We start from the raw sequence: 17,839 nt of genomic DNA, 5'->3' as shown, positions 1-17,839 counted from the left end.
ACGATCTTGTCACCAATTCGGGGCAACAAATCGACCAATTTTTTAGGTAACATACCACGGCGCTCGCTGAAGTCTTTTTGTTCCCTATTTATTCCGACGCATCGTCGTCGGTGATACATCAAATTCGCTCAACAAGATCTTCGCGATATGGAACGAAATTACTGCAATGAAAAATCGAAGTTTTTAGCTACCGGCAGTGCTACTATGGAGAAAATTTTCTGTGAATTCCCCAGACAAAACAGCTTAAGCTGTGCATACTATTCCTATGTCGCTTCCTACCGAATTCACTGTCCTCGATTTCGAAACCGCCAACGAGATGCGTGCGTCCGCATGCCAGATCGGCCTCGTGCGAATGAACGACCACGGCGAAACACTTGAACGCTACAGCTCACTCATCAAACCAGACCCTGGATACGAGCACTTCCAGCCCATCAACATCTCGGTACACGGCATTAGAGAAACCGACGTCGCAGATGCCCCAACCATGCGGGAACTGGCCAACGACATCCAGGAATTCGTCGGCACGAACCCCATCGTTGCGCACAACATGGCTTTTGATTATTCCGTCTGGCGAGCACACACAGAACTGGGGAATCTACCCGATTTTATAAATCCTCGGCTTTGCACGCTGTGCATGGCCCGATACCTGCTGCAACGCCCTGCTGGAACCAACGGGCTCGAAAGCCTAATCCACGACTACTGCCCCGGCCTGGCCTTCGCGCACCACGACGCCTCCGAGGACGCGCGGGTTACCGGCGAACTGTTCCTCGCGATGCTGCGATACCTGGAGATGCCGCTGGAACAGCTCGTAAAGACCTTCGCACTAACGCAAGCACCACGGCAACGTGGCGACCGGGCATAGATGGCTCCAGCAAAATGGTGAAAGCCCGAACGCTCGTGGAAAAGGCGCGACATTGACCGTGATGACAGAAAATGAATTCTTCGCCGCAATTGAGGAATAGACGTGCGTACGAGTGGTATGGATCGCGAGCTATTAAGTTTCTACTCTAACAATGTTAGAGTAACTTTAGAGTAGATTTAATAGTAGACCGTTTCGGCTGGTCACGGGGGTTTTCTACTCTAACATCTAGTGTTAGAGTACTTTAGAGTAGCTTTACAGTAGCTTGAAATTCGGCCGAGCACACACTACCGCAGCTCCCGCAAGCCACCATCCAGGCGGCGGGTAATACCCTGCTCATCGAGATACTCCAGCAGCGGAATCGCCACCCGGCGCGTCGTGCCCAAAGCTTTCCGAGCCGCCGACAGCGTAAACGGTTGCTCTAACTGCGCGATACGCTTTTTCGCCTCCTGCGGCGCACTCGGCAACACAATAATCCCCTGGCCAAGCCGTAACAATCGCCCCGCATTTTCCGCCGCGGCCAGCTGCTTGGCCCCCAACCGGAGTTCCTGCAGCTCATCCGCCTCCGGTGCGGCAAACGGGTCGTCGGCAAGCCAGGCCTCCAACTTGGCCACCGACGCCTCGGCCGCCCCCAGATCCACCTTGTGCCCCGGCACACGAAGCACACCGTCGGTTTGTTCCACCTTGGCGGCGGCCACCGCGATGCCTAACAGCGCATCCTCCTGCAAGTCCAGCGCATCCATCGCAGCCTTGCGCGACATGCCTGCAGCCAGCGGATTATCCTGCGCATGCTTGTCCAGCGCGACCAGCAACTGATTCTTCCAGCGCGTGATCTGCCGAGCGGCAATCCACCACTGCCGGAAAGCAATAATGCCCTGCGGCGGGGCGGCCGGATCATCCACGGCAAACCCGGCGCGCTGCAGCTTGCCGACGGGCACGTAACCGACGCGCTGCACATAGGCGGTGGGATCGGTGAACGGACTCGGGCTGGGCGCGGGAGTGCTGGTGGCATGGCTCGGGCTGGCCGCGGCAGTAGTGGTGGCATCGCTGGGGCTGACGTCGGCAAGCAGGGCCAACTCTTCTGCACGCCGACGCGCCGCACCACGGCGGTTCAGCTCCGGCGGGTACACATCAATAACCTGCACCCCGGCACTCACATGCCGCCCGCCCGGGCTGCGCACCACGAAGCGATCCAACAACTGCAGCGGCAACGGGTACGCCAAACTCAAGCGCGCATAATCCGCGGACAACGGCCGCACGTGCGCCTCCAGCCCAGCAGTGCCAATGTGAACGACGATATTCTGCGGCAACTCATAAAAATCCTGGCCAAAGGTGCGGCGCACATCGATCTGTTCCACCAACTCCCACGCATCCGAGCTGAGCAAGCTGTGGCCGCGGTGGATAGCATCGGCGCTGATCCCGCGCAGATTCACCGCCGCCCGCGAAGTCGGCTCCAGCACCTGGTGGGCCGTATTTTCGCTGTGCAAACCGCGCACTTCCACCGCGCGAGTGCCGTCCGGGCTGGCCAGCTGCAACTTATCACCCACCCGCAGCGTGCCCGCCGCCAACGTGCCCGTGACCACGGTGCCAGCGCCTTTCACGGAAAACGCGCGGTCGATCCACACACGCACCCGAGCCTGCAGATCCGGGGCAGGCACCTTGGCCAGCACCTCATCCAACACCTGCCGCATCTGCGCGATGCCCTCGCCGGTATGGGCGGAAACCTCAACCAGGGGTGCGTCGGCAAGCGCGGTGCCCGCGAGCTCATGGCGCACCTGGGCGGTGACCTCGGCGCGACGGGCGGCATCGGCGCGATCAGCACGGGTCAGGGCGATCAACCCATGCCGAATATCCAGCGCGCACACGGCATCGCGGTGATCCGTCGACTGCTCCTGCCAACCTTCATCCGCAGCAACCACAAAAATAACCACCGGTGCGGGGCCCACGCCGGCGAGCATATTGCCCAGGAACTTCTCGTGCCCCGGCACATCGACGAACGCCAGATCCGTGCCCGAAGGCAAGGTGGTCCACACAAAGCCCAGATCAATGGTCAGGCCGCGGCGTTTTTCTTCCGCCCAGCGGTCCGGGTCCATATCCGTCAGGGCACGCACCAAAGCAGATTTGCCGTGGTCAACGTGCCCGGCGGTGGCAACGACGTGCATTTAGTTCGCCTCCTGGCTGGCGTGCTGAACCTGCTGAACCTGCACGCCCCGAATGGTCTGGACCAGCAGCTCATCCTGTTCTTCCGGCACGCAGCGCACATCCACCACACACTGGCCATCATGCACCCGCGCGAGCACCGGCGGGCTAGCCTGCCGCAACGGCGCAGCCAGCGACTCCGGCAGAGCCACCGCCACACCAGGCAGCGGATACTCCGGCGCTCCCCCACCGCCGACGCGCCCGTCATGGGCCAGCACGCGGCCACCAGTGACGTCGGCAAGCGCCTGTGTGCGCTCGCGATAACGCTGCGGATCAATATGCAACGCATCCTGCACGGCATTCGAAGGCGTCGTTACCGCTGCTTGCAAGGCATTCAGGCGCAACTTATCAATGCGCACCGCCCGCGCCAACGGATGCTTTTTCATTTTCGCAATCGCCTCGGCACTCCCCAGCACAATGCCAGCCTGCGGGCCGCCAAGCAGCTTATCGCCACTAGCAATCACCACATCCGCCCCGGCAGCCAGCTGACTATGAATATCCGGCTCCTCCGGCAACGCTGGATCATGCGTGAGCAGGCCCGAACCCAGATCCACAAGCAAATACTTGCCGTGGGTGCGCGCGAGCTGGCGCAGCTTGTCGACGCCCACCGCAGCCGTGAATCCTTCCATGCGGAAATTCGACGGGTGCACTTTTAAAATCGCACCAGTATCCGCGGTGATCGCGTTTTCGTAATCAGCCAGGTGTGTGCGATTGGTCGCGCCCACCTCGCGCAGACGCGTCGCGGTGGATTCGATGAGCTCCGGCAAACGGAAGCCGGCGCCGATCTCGATCAGCTCGCCGCGGGAAATAATCACCTCTTGGTTCGGCGCCAGCGCCGCCGTCGCCAGCAACAACGCGGAAGCACCGTTGTTCACAATCAGCGCGTCCTCCGCCGCCGGGCACGCATCCAGCAACGCCTGGGTAGCTCCGGCCCCGCGGTTTTTCGATCGCTTACCGCTGGCCAGATCCATTTCCACGTCTGTGTACGACGCCGCAGCCTGCAGCGCTTTCACGGCAGCCGGTGGCAGCGGGGCGCGGCCCAGGTTGGTGTGGATGATCACCCCGGTGGCATTAATGACCGGGCGCAGGGCAAACGGTTGCTGCGCGCGTAGGTTCTCGGTGATGCGCTCTTCGATGGAATCGGCGGCAATGGCCCCGCGGCGGGCGTCGGCAAGAATGTTTTTTATGGCCGCGCGGATGGTGTGCTCCGCGAGCTTCTCACGTGCCGATTCGACGGCGGGAAGCTGCAACAGTTGATCCATCTTCGGGATATTCCGGCGGGGATCGTTGTCAGGCGTTAAAGAATCAGGCACCGTGGCGACCTCCTTGCGGGGCGGTAAACTTGCCTGCGTTGTGGCAAAACTAGTGGCGGAGACGGACAGGAATCGAACCTGCCAGACCGAGATGCTCGGCCTCACCGGTTTTGAAGACCGGGGCGCCCACCAGGAACGCATACGCCTCCGTCGGCTAGTCTACAGATCGCTCGCACGCACCAAGCAACGTCATAGTCCCACGTAATATGGGCCTATGAGTGAAGTAACCGAACCCAATAATTCTGCAACCAACGCGAACAAGTCCGGGGCACCGTCTACGCCCGTTAACCTCACCTCGTTTGCCGCCGGCGGTGGCTGCGCCTGCAAGATCCCGGCCGGGGAGTTGGAATCAGCCGTCGCGGGCCTGATCGGCAAAGCCGACCCCAACGTGCTGGTCGGACTGGACGACGGTGACGATGCCGCGGCCGTAAAAATCCAGGACGGGCTAGCCGTGATCTCTACCGCGGACTTTTTCACCCCCATGCTCAACGACCCTTATGACTGGGGCCGGGTAGCAGCCGCCAATGCGCTTTCCGACGTCTACGCCATGGGCGGCACCCCGGTGACCGCGATCAACCTGGTGGGTTGGCCCAACGACATACTCGGCCTGGATGTGCTGCGCGAAGTCCTGCGCGGCGGTATGGATGTGGCCACCCAAGCAGGCATTTCTGTTACCGGTGGGCACTCGATCACCGCACCCGAACCCATGTACGGCATGGCTGCCACCGGCATTGTCGCACCAGAAAAACTCATGCGTAACGACGCCGCCCACCCCGGTTTGCCCATCACGCTGACCAAGCCGATCGGCGTCGGAATTCTGAATAACAAGCACAAAGCCACCGGGGAGGTATCCCAGGCGGCTGTTGCTTCCATGACCACCCTCAACCGCGAAGCTTCGCAGGCCGCGCTGGCGGCGGGCGCGCGGGCGGCCACCGATGTCACCGGCTTCGGTTTGCTGGGCCACTTGTACAAAATGTGCCGGGCATCCGGGGTGGCCGCGGAACTCGACTTTTCCGCGGTTCCTGCCATCGACGGCGCCAAGGAAGCGCTTGCCGACGGCTTCATTCCCGGCGGTTCGCGCCGCAACCTGGATTGGGTGCGCCCGCACTTGTCGGTGGAATCGGAGGCGATTTCGGAAGAAGACTTGATCTTCCTGGCCGACGCCCAAACCTCCGGCGGCTTGCTGGTCATCGGCGAAGTGCCTGGTTACCCGGTTATTGGCCGCACTGTAGAACGCACCGTGGAACCCACTGTGGAAGGCACCGTGGAACTCAACGGTGGTAGCGGCACCGGCGAGAACACCGCGTATATCTCGGTACGCTAGGCCTGCTTTAATCCGGCGGCACCACCTTTAATCCGACGGCACCGCGGGCACGCTAATCCAGTGTCACCACAGGTACGCTAATCCGGCGTCACCACGTCGCCAGCTAAGCCCTGCTGCTCACGGCGGCGCTGCGCACGACGCTTCTGTGGCCCAATGGTGGTGGACGGATCTTTCACTGCCTCCAGACCAGCATCCAACACCCCGAAGCGCGTGCAGGCAGAACCAGCCAACAACGACAGGCCCGAAAGCACCGAGACCGCGCGGGATTTCGTCACCGCCGACACCGCAGCACCCACACCACCAGCGGCGATGAGGTATTCCGAAGCTTTCATGAGCTTGCCGGACTTGCCGTGGTGCAAGGCCTCGCGCGGTTCCGGTTCCATGCCGTTTTCCAACACCTTTGTGGCCACCAGATCACTCACAGCCGCACCCATGGCCAACGCGCGGGCCGGGCCCGCGCTATCCACTGGCGTGGTGACCATCGCGCACCCCGACGCCGCCGCCGAGGCCGAGGACACAAACACATACGGCAGATGGTTTTTCATGTCGTTCCACACCGGGTTCGAGGTATTCGACAACAACACCGCCGTATAACCAGCCAGCGGGCCGCCCAAAACACCCGTGGCCGCACCGGCTGGCCCAGCGAGTTTCCGCAGCGCAGTGCGCGCGAACTTCGGCAACGGCAGACCACGACGACCAGCCAGCTCATCAATTTCCACCAGCGCCGGGATCGCCGAAGCACTGGCGAAGCTCATCAAAATCCACGAGCCCACAGACATCGGCGAGGTCACCTTGAACACGCGGAACATATTCAACGCGCGTTCCGGCCGGCCCAAGTCCAGAATCAAAAACACGGAACCGAGCGAGGCAGCAGATAGCGTCGTCAAGCGAGTTGTGCGCAACAACGGCTTGTTGCCGGTGGCTTGCGCGCCCGCCGCCAGCATGCCGGAGCCGCCACTGACACCACCGAGGAACAAATAGACACCAATTGGCCACTCCCACGGCGGAGCCTTGACGACGGGTTTGCCGTAGTAGGAAGAAAACTCGAAGTCTTCTGCCATCCGCTCTTCTTTGGAACCGTCCTGTGCACCCGCACCTGGCCGCTTGCGCTTCTTCTTCGGCTTTGTGCCATCGAACTTGCGGTAGCGGTTCGGTCGTGCACCCTGCGGTGGGCGGTATTCGTCGAAATTGCTCACTTCCGACCTCCCATAACAAACGCACCAGCCACGGCCAGCGCCATGCCACCGATGGCCTTCACGGCGGTTTTATACATCTGCGGCAAATCCGCCGTCGGCACGCGCGGGTCTGGCGGCAAACCATAGACCTCGGGAGAATCCAGCAACAAGAAAATCGAACCTGTGCCGCCCACGCCATCGTCACTATTCGCGCCATACAGGCGGGCCTCGGTCAGCCCCTGTTCGTGCAGCACGCGCACGCGTTGTTTCGCCGCAGCCAGCATGTCCTCGTAGGTACCGAACTGAATGGAATCCGTCGGGCAGGTCTTCGAACAGGCTGGTTGCTCGCCGACTTTCAGCCGGTCATAGCACATGGTGCATTTCTGGGCGACGCCAATATTTTTAATCGGCATGGACTTGCCCGGGGTGTGGTCGATCTTGTTCGGGCCCTGCAGCCCACGCTGCTTCAACTTCGCCAGCACATTCACCCCGGCGTGCGAATTATCCTGGTAGTCCACGGTGGCGGTTTTGTCTTGCTTGAGCGTGACTCCGCCGTCGTCGCGGCGCTCAATAACACCAAATGGGCACCCAGCCACACACGTGCCGCAGCCATTGCACACATCATCTTGCACGACAACGGTGCCGAACTCCGTACGAAACAGCGCACCCGTCGGGCACACGTCCAGGCAACCGGCGTTGGTGCAGTGCTTGCACACATCCGAGGACATCAGCCAACGGAAAGAATCCGTATCCGGCGGGGTGGTCTCTGTTGTGGCGCCGCCGTTCCCGTCCTGTCCACCGATCGTCGGCATGCCCAGCGAAATCAGCTTCTTGCCCTCTGCGCGGGACTGCTCAATGCGGTCGTTGTTCTGCTCCACAAACGCCACGTGCCGCCAGGTATTCGCCCCCAGCGCGCCGGTGTTGTCATAGGAATCACCCGTGACCTCGTAGCCTTCCACGGGGTTGCGGTTCCACTCTTTGCAGGCAACCTCACAGGCCTTGCAGCCAATGCACACCGAGGTATCGGTGAAAAATGCCATGCGCTGATAGTCGTCATAACCATGCGAGGAGGCGTTTTCGGTCAGAAGCATAGTCCTTTACTTCCCTTCTTCGCTCTCATCGGGGCTGTGACTGTCGGCGCTATCCTTGCCGACGCTATGCTGGTCAGAGTTATCCTTACCGGCGCGATTCTCCGGCCCATACTCAGACTTGCCGACGGCATCCAGACGTTGCTGCCGCGAAGCGGCATCAGAAACACTGCCGTCTTCGCCAGTGAGCAACTCGTTGCCGCTGTCCACGGTCAGCTGCGCGCGCTGCTGGTATTCCACCAGCAAATCCCGGCGCGCCTGCCCGCGGGGGCGTCGGCCCGGTTGGATATCGCAAGCACCGATCTTGGAGTTCTGAATGAACACGTTCGGCTCCAGCGTCAGGCCCAGCAGGTCATTGGCGCCGTCGCCAGCAACGGCTGTGGTATCGGATTCGCCGTAGTGGAACGGCAAACCAATCTGGTGGAATTCCTCGCCGTTGATCTGCAGCATCTGCATGCGATCGGTGACCAGCACCTGTGCTTCGATCACACCACGTGGTGAGATGATCGTCGCCCACTCACCATTTTCTAGCCCGCGCTTGGCAGCCAGGTCCTTATCCACTTCGCAGAACAAGCCCGGTTGTAGCTCCGCGAGGTACGGCAAGCGACGCGTCATGGCACCCGAGGTATACATCTCTGTCAACCGGTAGGTAGAGAAGACGAACGGGAATACCTCGGAGCCTGGCTTGCCCGGTTCCGGACGCGAGAGGTTATCTGCACGCTTGATTGGCATACGTGTCGGCGATTGCTGCTGGGTGTAGAGGATATTTCCCACCGGCGATTCGTGCGGTTCGTAGTGCGTCGGCAAGGGCCCATCCGACAGACCACTAGGCGCGAACAACCAGCCGCGCCCGTCGGACTGCATGATGAAGGCATCGGTGCCATCCAGCGCATCCGGGCCCACGGCGTCGGCAGGCGCCTTGTAGTCCGGGGCTTTGTCCACCGGGAAATCCGGCACGTCGTCGCCAACCCACTTGCCAGCGTCCTTGTCCCACCACACGTACTTCTTGCGCTCTGACCAGGGGGTTCCGTCCGGTCGCGCCGAGGCACGGTTGTACAAGATGCGGCGGTTCGACGGCCAGACCCAGCCCCAATCCAACGCGACCTCGTTTTGCTCGCGTCCCGGGACCTTCTTCTGCGAATGGTTAATGCCGTTTTTGTACACGCCGGTATAAATCCAACAGCCGCCAGAGGTGGTGCCGTCGGCTTTCATCTCCGTGTAGCTCGGCAACAACTCGCCCTTGTGCGGCCCATCCAGGTAGTAGCCGTTGATCTCTTTGAGCACGTCCTCTGGGTTTGGCTCACCCTCCTCGGTTTCCACGTAATCCCAGGTGAGTTTCTGCACTGGCAGGTCCCGCGGGTCCGTCGAATCCGCCAAGCGCTGTTTGATCTTCTTGCCCAGCTGGTAGAAGAACCACAAATCGCTCTTGGCATCACCCGGCGAAGGCGCGGCTTTAAACCGCCACTGCAACATGCGCTGGGTTTGCGTGAACGTACCGGCCTTTTCCGCGTGCGTGGCGGCCGGGAACAAGAAGACCTCGGTGCCGATCTCCTCGGTTTTCAGCTCACCAGTTTTGATCTCTGGCGCATCCTTCCAGAACGACGCCGTCTCAATCTCCTGAAAATCGCGCACGACCAGCCACTTCAACGCGGCCAAACCACGGCGTTGCATACCACCGTTGGATTGCGCCACCGCCGGGTTCTGCCCAAAGACCAGGTAGCCTTCCACCGCGCCTTCCAGCATTGCCTCCAGCGTCTGATACGTAGAGTGCGCACCGGAAATCCGCGGCATCAAGTCATAGCCCCAGTTGTTCTCGGCCGTTGCCGCATCGCCCCAGTAGGACTTCATCAGCGAAACGGCGTAGCTTTCGCCCAGCTGCCAGAAGCCCTTCTGCGACTCCTCCCGAATCTCGTCACAGTATTCCTGCCAGCTTTGCTTGTCGACGCTGGGCATCGGCAAGTAGCCCGGCAGGGAATGGAACAGCGTCGGGATGTCCGTCGAACCCTGGATCGAGGCATGCCCACGCAAGGCCATGATGCCCGCACCCGGGCGGCCCACGTTACCCATCAGCAGCTGCAAAATTGCAGCGGTGCGGATGAACTGCGCGCCCAGTGTGTGTTGGGTAAAGCCCAGTGCATAAGCGAAACACGTAGTGCGATCCGGCTTGGAGTTGTCCGCGATCGAATTAGCCAGGTAGTAGAAATCTTCCTGCGAGATGCCGCAGGTTTCTTCCACCAGCTCCGGAGTGTAGCGCGCGAAGTGGCGTTTCAGAATCTGGAACACGCTGCGCGGATGCTGCAGGGTGTCGTCGCGTTCCACGTTCCAGGACGAGCCGTCGCCTTTCTGCTCGTACTGCCACGTATCGGTGAGGTATTTCCCGGTTTCTGGGTCGAAACCAGAAAACAGTCCGTCGAGATCCTCGGTGTCTTGGTAATCCTCAGAAACCAACATCGGCGCATTGGTATATGCCACCACGTAATCGTGGAAGTACAGGTCATTGTCCAGCATGTACTTGATCAATGCACCCAAGAGCACAACGTCAGTGCCGCCGCGAATACCGATGTGGCGGTTCGCAAAAGCCGAGGTGCGCGTGTAGCGCGGGTCGACGTGGATGATGCGGGCGCCCCGCTTTTTCGCTTCTACTACCCACTGGAAACCCACCGGGTGGCATTCCGCCATGTTCGAACCCTCGATGACAATGCAGTCGGCGTTCGCCATATCCTGCAGCGGTTGTGTAGCACCGCCGCGGCCAAAGGAAGTTCCTAAACTAGGAACTGTGGCGGAGTGTCATATGCGCGCCTGGTTTTCTACCTGGATCGCTCCAGTAGCGGTAAAAAGCTTTTTGATCAGGTAATTTTCTTCATTATCCAGCGTCGCACCGCCCAGCCCGGCGATGCCCATGGTGCGGTTGAGCCGGCGACCTTCGTCGTCGATATCCTGCCAGCCGTTACGGCGGGCTTCCAGGTAACGATCCGCGATCATGTCCATCGCGGTATCTTCATCCAATTCCTGCCATTCGGTGGAATAGGGTGCACGGTATTTGATCTTGGTTAACCGCGATGCAGAGTTAATCAGCTGCTCAGAAGCCGAGCCCTTCGGGCACAACCGGCCACGGGAAATCGGCGAATCCGGGTCGCCTTCCACCTGGATAACACGATCGTCTTTCACGTAAATGCGCTGTGAGCACCCCACCGCACAGTACGGGCAGACGGACTGTACGACGCGGTCCGCCTCCTCAATGCGGCCACGCTTGTCTTTACTCTTTTGCGACTGCGTGTTGACGTCCCTACCAAAAGGGTCTCCGCCGCGAATCTGGCGCACAACAGGCCAGTTGAGGGGGCTAAAACGAGACATGCGTTCAATGTATTCTGCACAAGTCCAAAAATCCAGCAAGGCAAGCCTTGGCATCACAGAATCAAAACCACCCGCGAAGCCCTCCCACACACCACATCACCAGATCCATTGTGTGCACCATCACAGCAGCTCACGCGCCCTTCTGCGTTTGCATAAGAATATATTTTCACGTCGTGTTGCGCCCCGAAAACTAGGGGGAGTACAGTCAAGGGAACATTCTTGAACAGAATGGTTCACCAAGAATAGACCGATCTGTTCATAATGAACGAAATTTAGCCCTACAAACCCACGCGATAAGGAACACTTATGGCACACAAAAACTCCGCGCAGGCGTCGACAAGCGCGCCCGAGCACGCAGAAAGCAAGCACAAGCTGCCCAGCTGGGCCACCGGCTTCGGCGCACAAGTCATCGCCGGTTTGATCATCGGCGTGATCTTAGGATTAGTCGCCTCCAACATGGACACCGACCCGGAGAACCCGGGCTGGCTGACCAGCACCCTTAGCAGCGTCGGCAGCGCCTACGTGCAGTTGCTGAAAGTCATGGTGCCACCACTGATCTTCGCTGCAGTGGTCACCTCTGTGGCGAACCTACGGAAAGTAGCCAACGCAGCATCGCTCGCATTTTCCACGCTGCTCTGGTTCGCAATCACCGCGTTTTTCTCCGTTATCGTCGGCATCGTCGTCGCTCTAGTCACGAAACCAGGCATCGGCACCAGCGTCGATGCCTCCCAGGCGCAAGACCCATCCAGCATGGGTTCGTGGACGGCCTTCTTCGAGCAACTATTGCCCCAGAACTTTATCGGTTTGAATGCTTCCGTCAGCGACGGCGAAGTCTCCTTGAGCTTCGGCGCCCTGCAGCTGCTAGTAATTTCCCTGGCCATTGGTATCGCCGCGGTGAAAGCAGGCAAGGCCGCGGATCCATTTTTGCGGTTTACCGAATCCTTCTTGAAGGTCATCCAGGTAGTGCTGTGGTGGATCATCCGCCTGGCCCCCATCGGCACCGCTGCGTTAATTGGTAAAGCCGTAGCCACCTACGGCTGGGACGCAATGGGCTCACTGGGCAAATTCGTGTTGGCCGTCTACATCGGCCTGGCCTTAGTCTTCCTGGTGGTCTACCCGGCCGTCATGAAGGCGCACAACATCCCGGTCCTTGGTTTTTACAAGCGCATCTGGCCAGTTATTTCCCTGGGCTTTGTCACCCGTTCCTCGATGGGCGTCATGCCAGCAACGCAACGCTTCAGCGAACGCGCCATCGGTGTTCCCCGCGAGTACGCTTCCTTCGCCATTCCGCTGGGTGCTACCACCAAGATGGACGGCTGCGCTTCGGTCTACCCTGCCGTCGCCGCGATCTTCGTTGCCCAGTTCTACGGCATTGACCTGGACTTCACCCAGTACCTGCTGATCATCTTCGTTTCCGTCATTGGTTCCGCAGCCACCGCAGGCACCACCGGCGCCACCGTCATGCTGACACTGACCTTGTCGACGCTAGGCCTGCCGCTGGCTGGCGTGGGCTTGCTGCTAGCCGTCGAACCAATCGTCGATATGGGTCGTACCGCACTGAACGTCACCGGTCAGATTCTGGCTGCGACGGTCGTCGCCAAGCGCGCCGGCATCCAAGATATGGATGTATGGGATGCCGCCGAAAGCGGTGTCAACGATCTGCTGAATGACGATGCTCAGGATGACGACTCGCTGGATGACGCCGCCTCACTGGATGATGCCGCACTGGATAACGCCGCCGAACCGGCCAAGGTTGGTGCTGGGGCCCATGCTGAAGCTGGTGAAGATTTTTATGCACCAAACAGATCCAATGGGATGACAGCGACCCCATCGTCACGTCGATAAGCATGATCACCGGTGTTTAGTACAACCATATCCACCAGGTCTTCACTTAGTTTCTTCTTGAGCCAATGCAGGTGCTCCACATCATCGTCATTGATATGCGCAGCTAGCTTCACCTCAATGGCGATGACATCACCATCCTGGTTTTGCACGATCAGGTCTACTTCGTGATCACCTTTTGCCGTACGACAGTGCGCAATGCTTCCAAATTGCGATTCGGCAGCAACCCGAACGGATAACGTGGCCAAGGATTCAAACAAAGGCCCCAAAAAATGCGCAAACCGCGAAGTATTCAGCTTCGCGCGCGGTATCCGCAACAACCGCATCGCCAAGGCGGGGTCTGCAAGCTGATGTTTTGGTGCTCGCGCCAATCCTGCAAAAGCCCCACGCTGCGGCGACCAGGCTTTGACTGGATCAAGCATCCAGATCTCCGAGAGCTTTTCCCGGTAGGTCATGGTCGTGGACTTAGCCGGTTTCTTCCCTTCACCCGGCGTAGCTGCATCAAGAATTTCTGAATACCCAGTGGTAGTAGAACTCGCAGCGGCATACGCCGTCAACCAGCGCAACAAGCCATCGCGGTTTCGCGCTGTATAACCCTGATCGGGAAGATCACGGTCAACAATTCGCTCAATATAAGAATCCAAATATTCATTACGCACGATTTCTGGAGCTCGATAAATTCCAGGAAACCCGCTACAGGCAATGTGTTCAATGTAATCGCTCAGCGAAAGCGTGCTTTCCCCCGATATTAGCGCGCGAGATTCGAAGAGTTCGGATAATTTCACAGACGGATTCATACCCTCCCGTTCAAAGAGCGCAAGCGGGCGCATGCGTACACTCAGAATCCGCCCTGCCCCGCTGTGCGTATCAACTCCTATTTGCGGCGTCGCCGACCCCGTCAATAAAAACCTTCCGGCCCCAGCCCCATCATCGACTGCGCGGCGGACATAATCCCAGCTTTCGGGATGCTTTTGCCATTCATCAAGTAGAATCGTGCCTTCGTCGAACGAGTGGAACCCTGGATCTGCCCTGAGGCGCTCGCGGCCAGTCGTCGTATCTAACCGAATTTCTGTTTCTGCGCGACGACGTGCAGTCTCCGTTTTCCCTACACCCTTCGGGCCATCAATCGCCACCGCCGACGCAAACGGCAATAAAGCATCTAATTGCTGGTCAATCGCTCGAAATAAATAATCCACTGCTTAATCCTACTTATTTTCCGCATTCTATCGGTCGAATTTTCCGGGACTTACGCTACTTATTTTACCCGCCCTACGCTACTTATTTTCCGTATTGTTTTGTGATGATTATTAGATGACGGCGAAGAATTAAACGAATAAGTTTTCGATATTAAGCACATTCCAGCACTCCCATTCTGGATCTTTACTAGCGTTTGACCTAAGTACCTAAGTAATGGTTAGTAATGGTTTCGCAACGCCCACGCCGAAACGACACGCAAGGGCACAAGGAGCAACAACCTTAGAGGGTTCAGAAAGCGCGGAAGCCGCAGCTTGGCAGGCGACAAGGGTTACACTGAACCGTGAGGAGCCAGGTAACAGAGTGATGAGCATACAAACGATTCATGATGAGTTTGCCAACCATATTCAATCTGGCAAACCTTCCCCGAAAATGCCGACTCAGGGATCTCACGATCCTGCACCGTCCCTAGCCGACTTCCGAAAGTCTGCCGCAAAAATTAGCAAAGAGTGGAATTCCGTTTTCGAGCTGCTCGCTACACGGTAAAACGCAATGCCCGACCCCCTCACAAAGCCGTGAAGAAATTGAAGCCGCATAAAATCACAGCGACGGCCCCGGGCCACCAGAGTAAAATTGAAACCATGAACACGCTGGAATTTCGCCCCGAGACCACCCTGCGCGAGATCGTCAACACCGACTATGGCTACTCGCAGATTTTCGAAAAATTCCGCATCGATTTCTGCTGCAACGGCCACCGCACCCTGCAGCAAGCAGCCCAGGATGCAGAAATCCCCGTCGAGCACCTCATCAGCACGCTGCAGGATACCCAGCTACCAACCAACCAGCAGGCTCATGCCGACGCCAACCCTGCCAATCCAGCCACCCAAGCTAATCCAGCCACAGCGGCAGGCGTCGGCAAGCACAGCGATGAGGCTACACAGCATGCCAACGCCCGGGTGCTGTCTGCACAAGCGCACGACATCGTCGACATCCACCACTCCTACTGCTGGCTCGAAATGCCGGAATTGCAGGAGCTCGTGCATAAAGTTGCTCGCGTGCACGGCGATGCACACCCAGAACTGGCAAAAGTAAAAGAATTCTTCGACACCGTCGTCGAGGAAATGTCCGAGCACCTCAGCCGCGAAGAACGCTTCGTCTTCCCCGCAATTTCCGCCATGGAACGCACCGGCACCGCAGCCACCAACCTGGACCACGAACTACGCGCACTCATGTCCGAGCATGACGCCGCTGGCACGCTCATGCGCACCATCGCGGAACTCACCGACGATTTCACCTCGCCCAACGATGCCTGCCCGTCGTACCAGATGATGAATGAACGCCTGGCGAAATTCCGCAGCGACCTGCACCTACACGTGCACAAGGAGAACAACCAGCTATTCCCGCAGGCCCTGGAATACAGCAAGGCCCTAGGTTAGGCTGCGGTGGCGGCTTGTGCGGGAATAGCTTTCCCAGCACCTACTACCCCCACCGGTTTTTACTACCAGCAGCTCTGAAAACCCCGGTACAGTTTCCTTGTTTCGGCCGGGATTTATTGGCTCGAATCGAGGCCGTCGACAAGCAAACGCTGGGCAACCGTGTAAGTCGACATCACGCCAATCTCCGCAATTGCGCGGGGTAGGTTGCGCTGCAGGTACATCCGGCGCAGCAGAATCAGCGCATCACTAACTAAAAACAGTACAGAGCCAGCGGCAAAGCGGGAATTTTTATTTCGCGCCGCCAACAACCCGGACGTGCCCAACACTGAGGTCATCGCAACCAAGCCACCGTACCCGGCAGCCGCGGGCAGCACGCGTGGATCATGCCGGGCAGCCTGGCTCGCTAAACCCACCAGCCCTGCGCCGTGCACGGCCAGCATCCCCGGATGCGCACGTGCCCCCTGCCGCCACGCACTCACCTGATAGCACACATGCGCCACTCCAAAAGCCAAAGCCGCGGAATTCAGGCTGTTCCCAGAGGCTTTCGCATCCTCCCCCAAAGCCTTCGGGCTCTGCAGAATCACATCACCGCAGGTAGACCCCGCCACAGCGCCTAGCAAAAGCACATTGTCCGTTGCTTGCCGACGCCTCCAGCCGCGCACCACGGTACCCGCTAGCGAAACCCCGATTAGCGGTTTAAAAACCCGCAACAACCCGTGCCGCTCGCTAGCCGCGGCAGCGGTGGCAATCGTCGAGCTAGCAGCAAACAGGAGCCGTTCAGGTTGGGAAAATACTCGCATGCTCTGCAGTGTATCCTGCTTCACGTTTTAGCGCCGTCGCGCGCGCAACACCAGATCACGATGATGGTGCGCCCCGCCGCCACATTCGAGGTTCTTTTCAAATACGTAGTCGTCGACAAGCTCCAACTCCGTGAGCTGCTCTTTCAGGCTCGCCGGCATCAGGTACTTCTCGGATTCCATATCGTGGTGCGCAAAAATCAGCCAACCACCCGGCGCGACCAACGATTCCAGCTTGGGCACATCGTCGTCGCTAAGCTGGCCGAAAAAGCAGATGACCAAGTCAAACATGGCCCGGTCGAAGTCCTGGAAACTCACCGCTTGCGCGTTGATTTGTACGTCGTTGTCAACCGCCAATTCTTGCGCGCGGCGCACGGCAGTGGGGGCATGATCAATGGCGGTTACCTGCCAGCCCTGCTGCGCTAACCACACGGCATCCGCGCCTTCGCCGCAGCCGATATCCAACGCGGTGCGCGGGCTCGCAACATCCAGCCCCATGCCTGCAACCGCGTTCAGCAGCGCCGCATTCGGATCCCCAGACCACACGCGCTCATTACTGGCATAACGATCCTCCATCGCAGCAGCCGACGGCGCATGGTGCGCAGAATTGTGGTGGCCGGGAACGTTACTATCAGAATGTGTGCTGTCAGTGTGCATTGCTGAGTCCTTTCGCACGGGCACCTCTAGGAAAATTTTACCGATGCGCCAGGACCGCGGGCGGGCTTGCTAAAGATTCCAGCCCGCAGCAGAAACTAACATCTACTGCTTATCCGACTGTACCCAGTCATACGGCAGGTACTTGCCGTCGATGGTGATGTGTACGCGGTCACCACCAGGGTGTTCCACGCGCTTGAAATCAAGACTGCAATTGATCGCGCTCATAATTCCGTCGCCGAATTCATCATGAATCAGCGCCTTCAAGGCCGGGCCGTAGACGTCGATGAGTTCATGGAAACGATAAATGGTCGGGTCCGTGGCGATTTCACGCTCCGGAACGCGGGTTGGTTGCCTGCGCAAAGCCTTAACCAGCTCGTCGTCAAGCTCGAGTTCTTTGCGTAAAAACTCCGCAACCTCTTCTGGCACTGGGTGCATACCCAACACAGCAGAAACTAGCCAGACATTCGGGCACTCGGCGCGCTCGGCGAGCTCTGACCAGCTCAAGCCCTTTTCTTGGCGCAATTCATCAATAATGATGCCTGCATCTTGCTTGGATAACATATATGCTCCTCACAGCCGGTTTTACTCGTGAACCTGTCCC

At 59.0% G+C, this 17,839-nt stretch carries 12 protein-coding genes, 1 tRNA gene and 1 pseudogene; 4 read left to right on the top strand and 10 right to left on the bottom strand.

The window, feature by feature from the left end:
- The first annotated feature begins 265 nt into the window (after window positions 1-265).
- On the top strand, window positions 266-862 hold the full coding sequence (locus tag L9H78_RS00860) for an exonuclease domain-containing protein (RefSeq protein WP_249620184.1): 597 nt from the start codon (window positions 266-268) through the stop codon (window positions 860-862).
- 284 nt (window positions 863-1,146) lie between these two features.
- On the opposite strand, the gene selB is transcribed toward L9H78_RS00860, so the two are convergent.
- From selB to L9H78_RS00845, 3 genes are all read right to left on the bottom strand, one after another.
- Window positions 1,147-3,021 (bottom strand): selenocysteine-specific translation elongation factor, encoded by a 1,875-nt coding sequence (selB, locus tag L9H78_RS00855; protein ID WP_249620183.1) that lies wholly within the window; start codon window positions 3,019-3,021, stop codon window positions 1,147-1,149.
- Window positions 3,022-4,371 (bottom strand): L-seryl-tRNA(Sec) selenium transferase, encoded by a 1,350-nt coding sequence (gene selA / locus L9H78_RS00850; protein ID WP_283775217.1) that lies wholly within the window; start codon window positions 4,369-4,371, stop codon window positions 3,022-3,024.
- 53 nt (window positions 4,372-4,424) lie between these two features.
- A tRNA-Sec gene (locus tag L9H78_RS00845) sits at window positions 4,425-4,520 on the bottom strand.
- A 65-nt stretch (window positions 4,521-4,585) separates the two neighbouring features.
- Here L9H78_RS00845 and selD point away from each other — a divergent pair.
- Window positions 4,586-5,695 (top strand): selenide, water dikinase SelD, encoded by a 1,110-nt coding sequence (gene selD, locus L9H78_RS00840; RefSeq protein WP_249620182.1) that lies wholly within the window; start codon window positions 4,586-4,588, stop codon window positions 5,693-5,695.
- Window positions 5,696-5,772: 77 nt separating this feature from the next.
- Here the strand turns inward: selD and nrfD are convergent, their stop codons facing one another.
- From nrfD to fdnG, 3 genes and pseudogenes are all read right to left on the bottom strand, one after another.
- A complete protein-coding gene (gene nrfD, locus L9H78_RS00835) occupies window positions 5,773-6,891 on the bottom strand; it encodes an NrfD/PsrC family molybdoenzyme membrane anchor subunit (RefSeq protein WP_249620181.1) in 1,119 nt (372 codons plus the stop codon).
- A complete protein-coding gene (locus L9H78_RS00830) occupies window positions 6,888-7,961 on the bottom strand; it encodes a 4Fe-4S dicluster domain-containing protein (RefSeq protein ID WP_249620180.1) in 1,074 nt (357 codons plus the stop codon). The genes nrfD and L9H78_RS00830 overlap by 4 nt, the downstream gene beginning before the upstream one ends.
- Before the next feature lie 174 nt (window positions 7,962-8,135).
- Window positions 8,136-11,312, bottom strand: a pseudogene (fdnG, locus tag L9H78_RS00825) (formate dehydrogenase-N subunit alpha); the annotation flags it as partial.
- 306 nt (window positions 11,313-11,618) lie between these two features.
- Here fdnG and L9H78_RS00820 point away from each other — a divergent pair.
- Window positions 11,619-13,157 carry a dicarboxylate/amino acid:cation symporter gene (locus L9H78_RS00820; protein WP_249620179.1) on the top strand — a complete coding sequence of 513 codons (1,539 nt, stop codon included), beginning with the start codon at window positions 11,619-11,621 and terminating at the stop codon, window positions 13,155-13,157.
- Here L9H78_RS00820 and L9H78_RS00815 read toward each other — a convergent pair.
- Window positions 13,103-14,350: an ATP-binding protein gene (locus tag L9H78_RS00815; protein ID WP_249618072.1), complete on the bottom strand. Its 1,248-nt coding sequence runs from the start codon at window positions 14,348-14,350 to the stop codon at window positions 13,103-13,105. The two genes, L9H78_RS00820 and L9H78_RS00815, sit on opposite strands and share 55 nt — an antisense overlap.
- 639 nt (window positions 14,351-14,989) lie before the next feature.
- On the opposite strand from L9H78_RS00815, the gene L9H78_RS00810 reads away from it, so the two are divergent.
- Window positions 14,990-15,784, top strand: coding sequence for a DUF542 domain-containing protein (locus L9H78_RS00810; protein ID WP_249620178.1), 795 nt, complete (start codon window positions 14,990-14,992; stop codon window positions 15,782-15,784).
- A gap of 113 nt (window positions 15,785-15,897) precedes the next feature.
- Here the strand turns inward: L9H78_RS00810 and L9H78_RS00805 are convergent, their stop codons facing one another.
- The 3 genes from L9H78_RS00805 to cynS all read right to left on the bottom strand — a co-directional run bounded on the left by L9H78_RS00805 (window position 15,898) and on the right by cynS (window position 17,799).
- A complete protein-coding gene (locus L9H78_RS00805) occupies window positions 15,898-16,584 on the bottom strand; it encodes a lysoplasmalogenase (RefSeq protein WP_249620177.1) in 687 nt (228 codons plus the stop codon).
- A gap of 27 nt (window positions 16,585-16,611) precedes the next feature.
- A complete protein-coding gene (locus L9H78_RS00800; RefSeq protein ID WP_249620176.1) occupies window positions 16,612-17,238 on the bottom strand; it encodes a class I SAM-dependent methyltransferase in 627 nt (208 codons plus the stop codon).
- Window positions 17,239-17,340: 102 nt separating this feature from the next.
- Entirely contained in the window at window positions 17,341-17,799 is a 459-nt protein-coding gene (cynS, locus tag L9H78_RS00795) for a cyanase (RefSeq protein WP_021353147.1), read from the bottom strand.
- Window positions 17,800-17,839 lie beyond the last annotated feature (40 nt).

It is taken from the genome of Corynebacterium pseudodiphtheriticum (assembly GCF_023509295.1).
GTDB lineage: Bacteria > Actinomycetota > Actinomycetes > Mycobacteriales > Mycobacteriaceae > Corynebacterium > Corynebacterium pseudodiphtheriticum.
This window is presented reverse-complemented; position numbering and strand designations above follow the sequence as displayed.

Bases quoted from the DNA above. Each gene is read 5' to 3' on its own strand.
- L9H78_RS00810 (WP_249620178.1), top strand. From the start codon at position 14,990: ATGAACACGCTGGAATTTCGCCCCGAGACCACCCTGCGCGAGATCGTC.
- L9H78_RS00830 (WP_249620180.1), bottom strand. From the start codon at position 7,961: ATGCTTCTGACCGAAAACGCCTCCTCGCATGGTTATGACGACTATCAG.
- L9H78_RS00860 (WP_249620184.1), top strand. From the start codon at position 266: ATGTCGCTTCCTACCGAATTCACTGTCCTCGATTTCGAAACCGCCAAC.
- L9H78_RS00800 (WP_249620176.1), bottom strand. From the start codon at position 17,238: ATGCACACTGACAGCACACATTCTGATAGTAACGTTCCCGGCCACCAC.
- L9H78_RS00820 (WP_249620179.1), top strand. From the start codon at position 11,619: ATGGCACACAAAAACTCCGCGCAGGCGTCGACAAGCGCGCCCGAGCAC.
- selD (WP_249620182.1), top strand. From the start codon at position 4,586: ATGAGTGAAGTAACCGAACCCAATAATTCTGCAACCAACGCGAACAAG.
- L9H78_RS00805 (WP_249620177.1), bottom strand. From the start codon at position 16,584: ATGCGAGTATTTTCCCAACCTGAACGGCTCCTGTTTGCTGCTAGCTCG.
- cynS (WP_021353147.1), bottom strand. From the start codon at position 17,799: ATGTTATCCAAGCAAGATGCAGGCATCATTATTGATGAATTGCGCCAA.
- selB (WP_249620183.1), bottom strand. From the start codon at position 3,021: ATGCACGTCGTTGCCACCGCCGGGCACGTTGACCACGGCAAATCTGCT.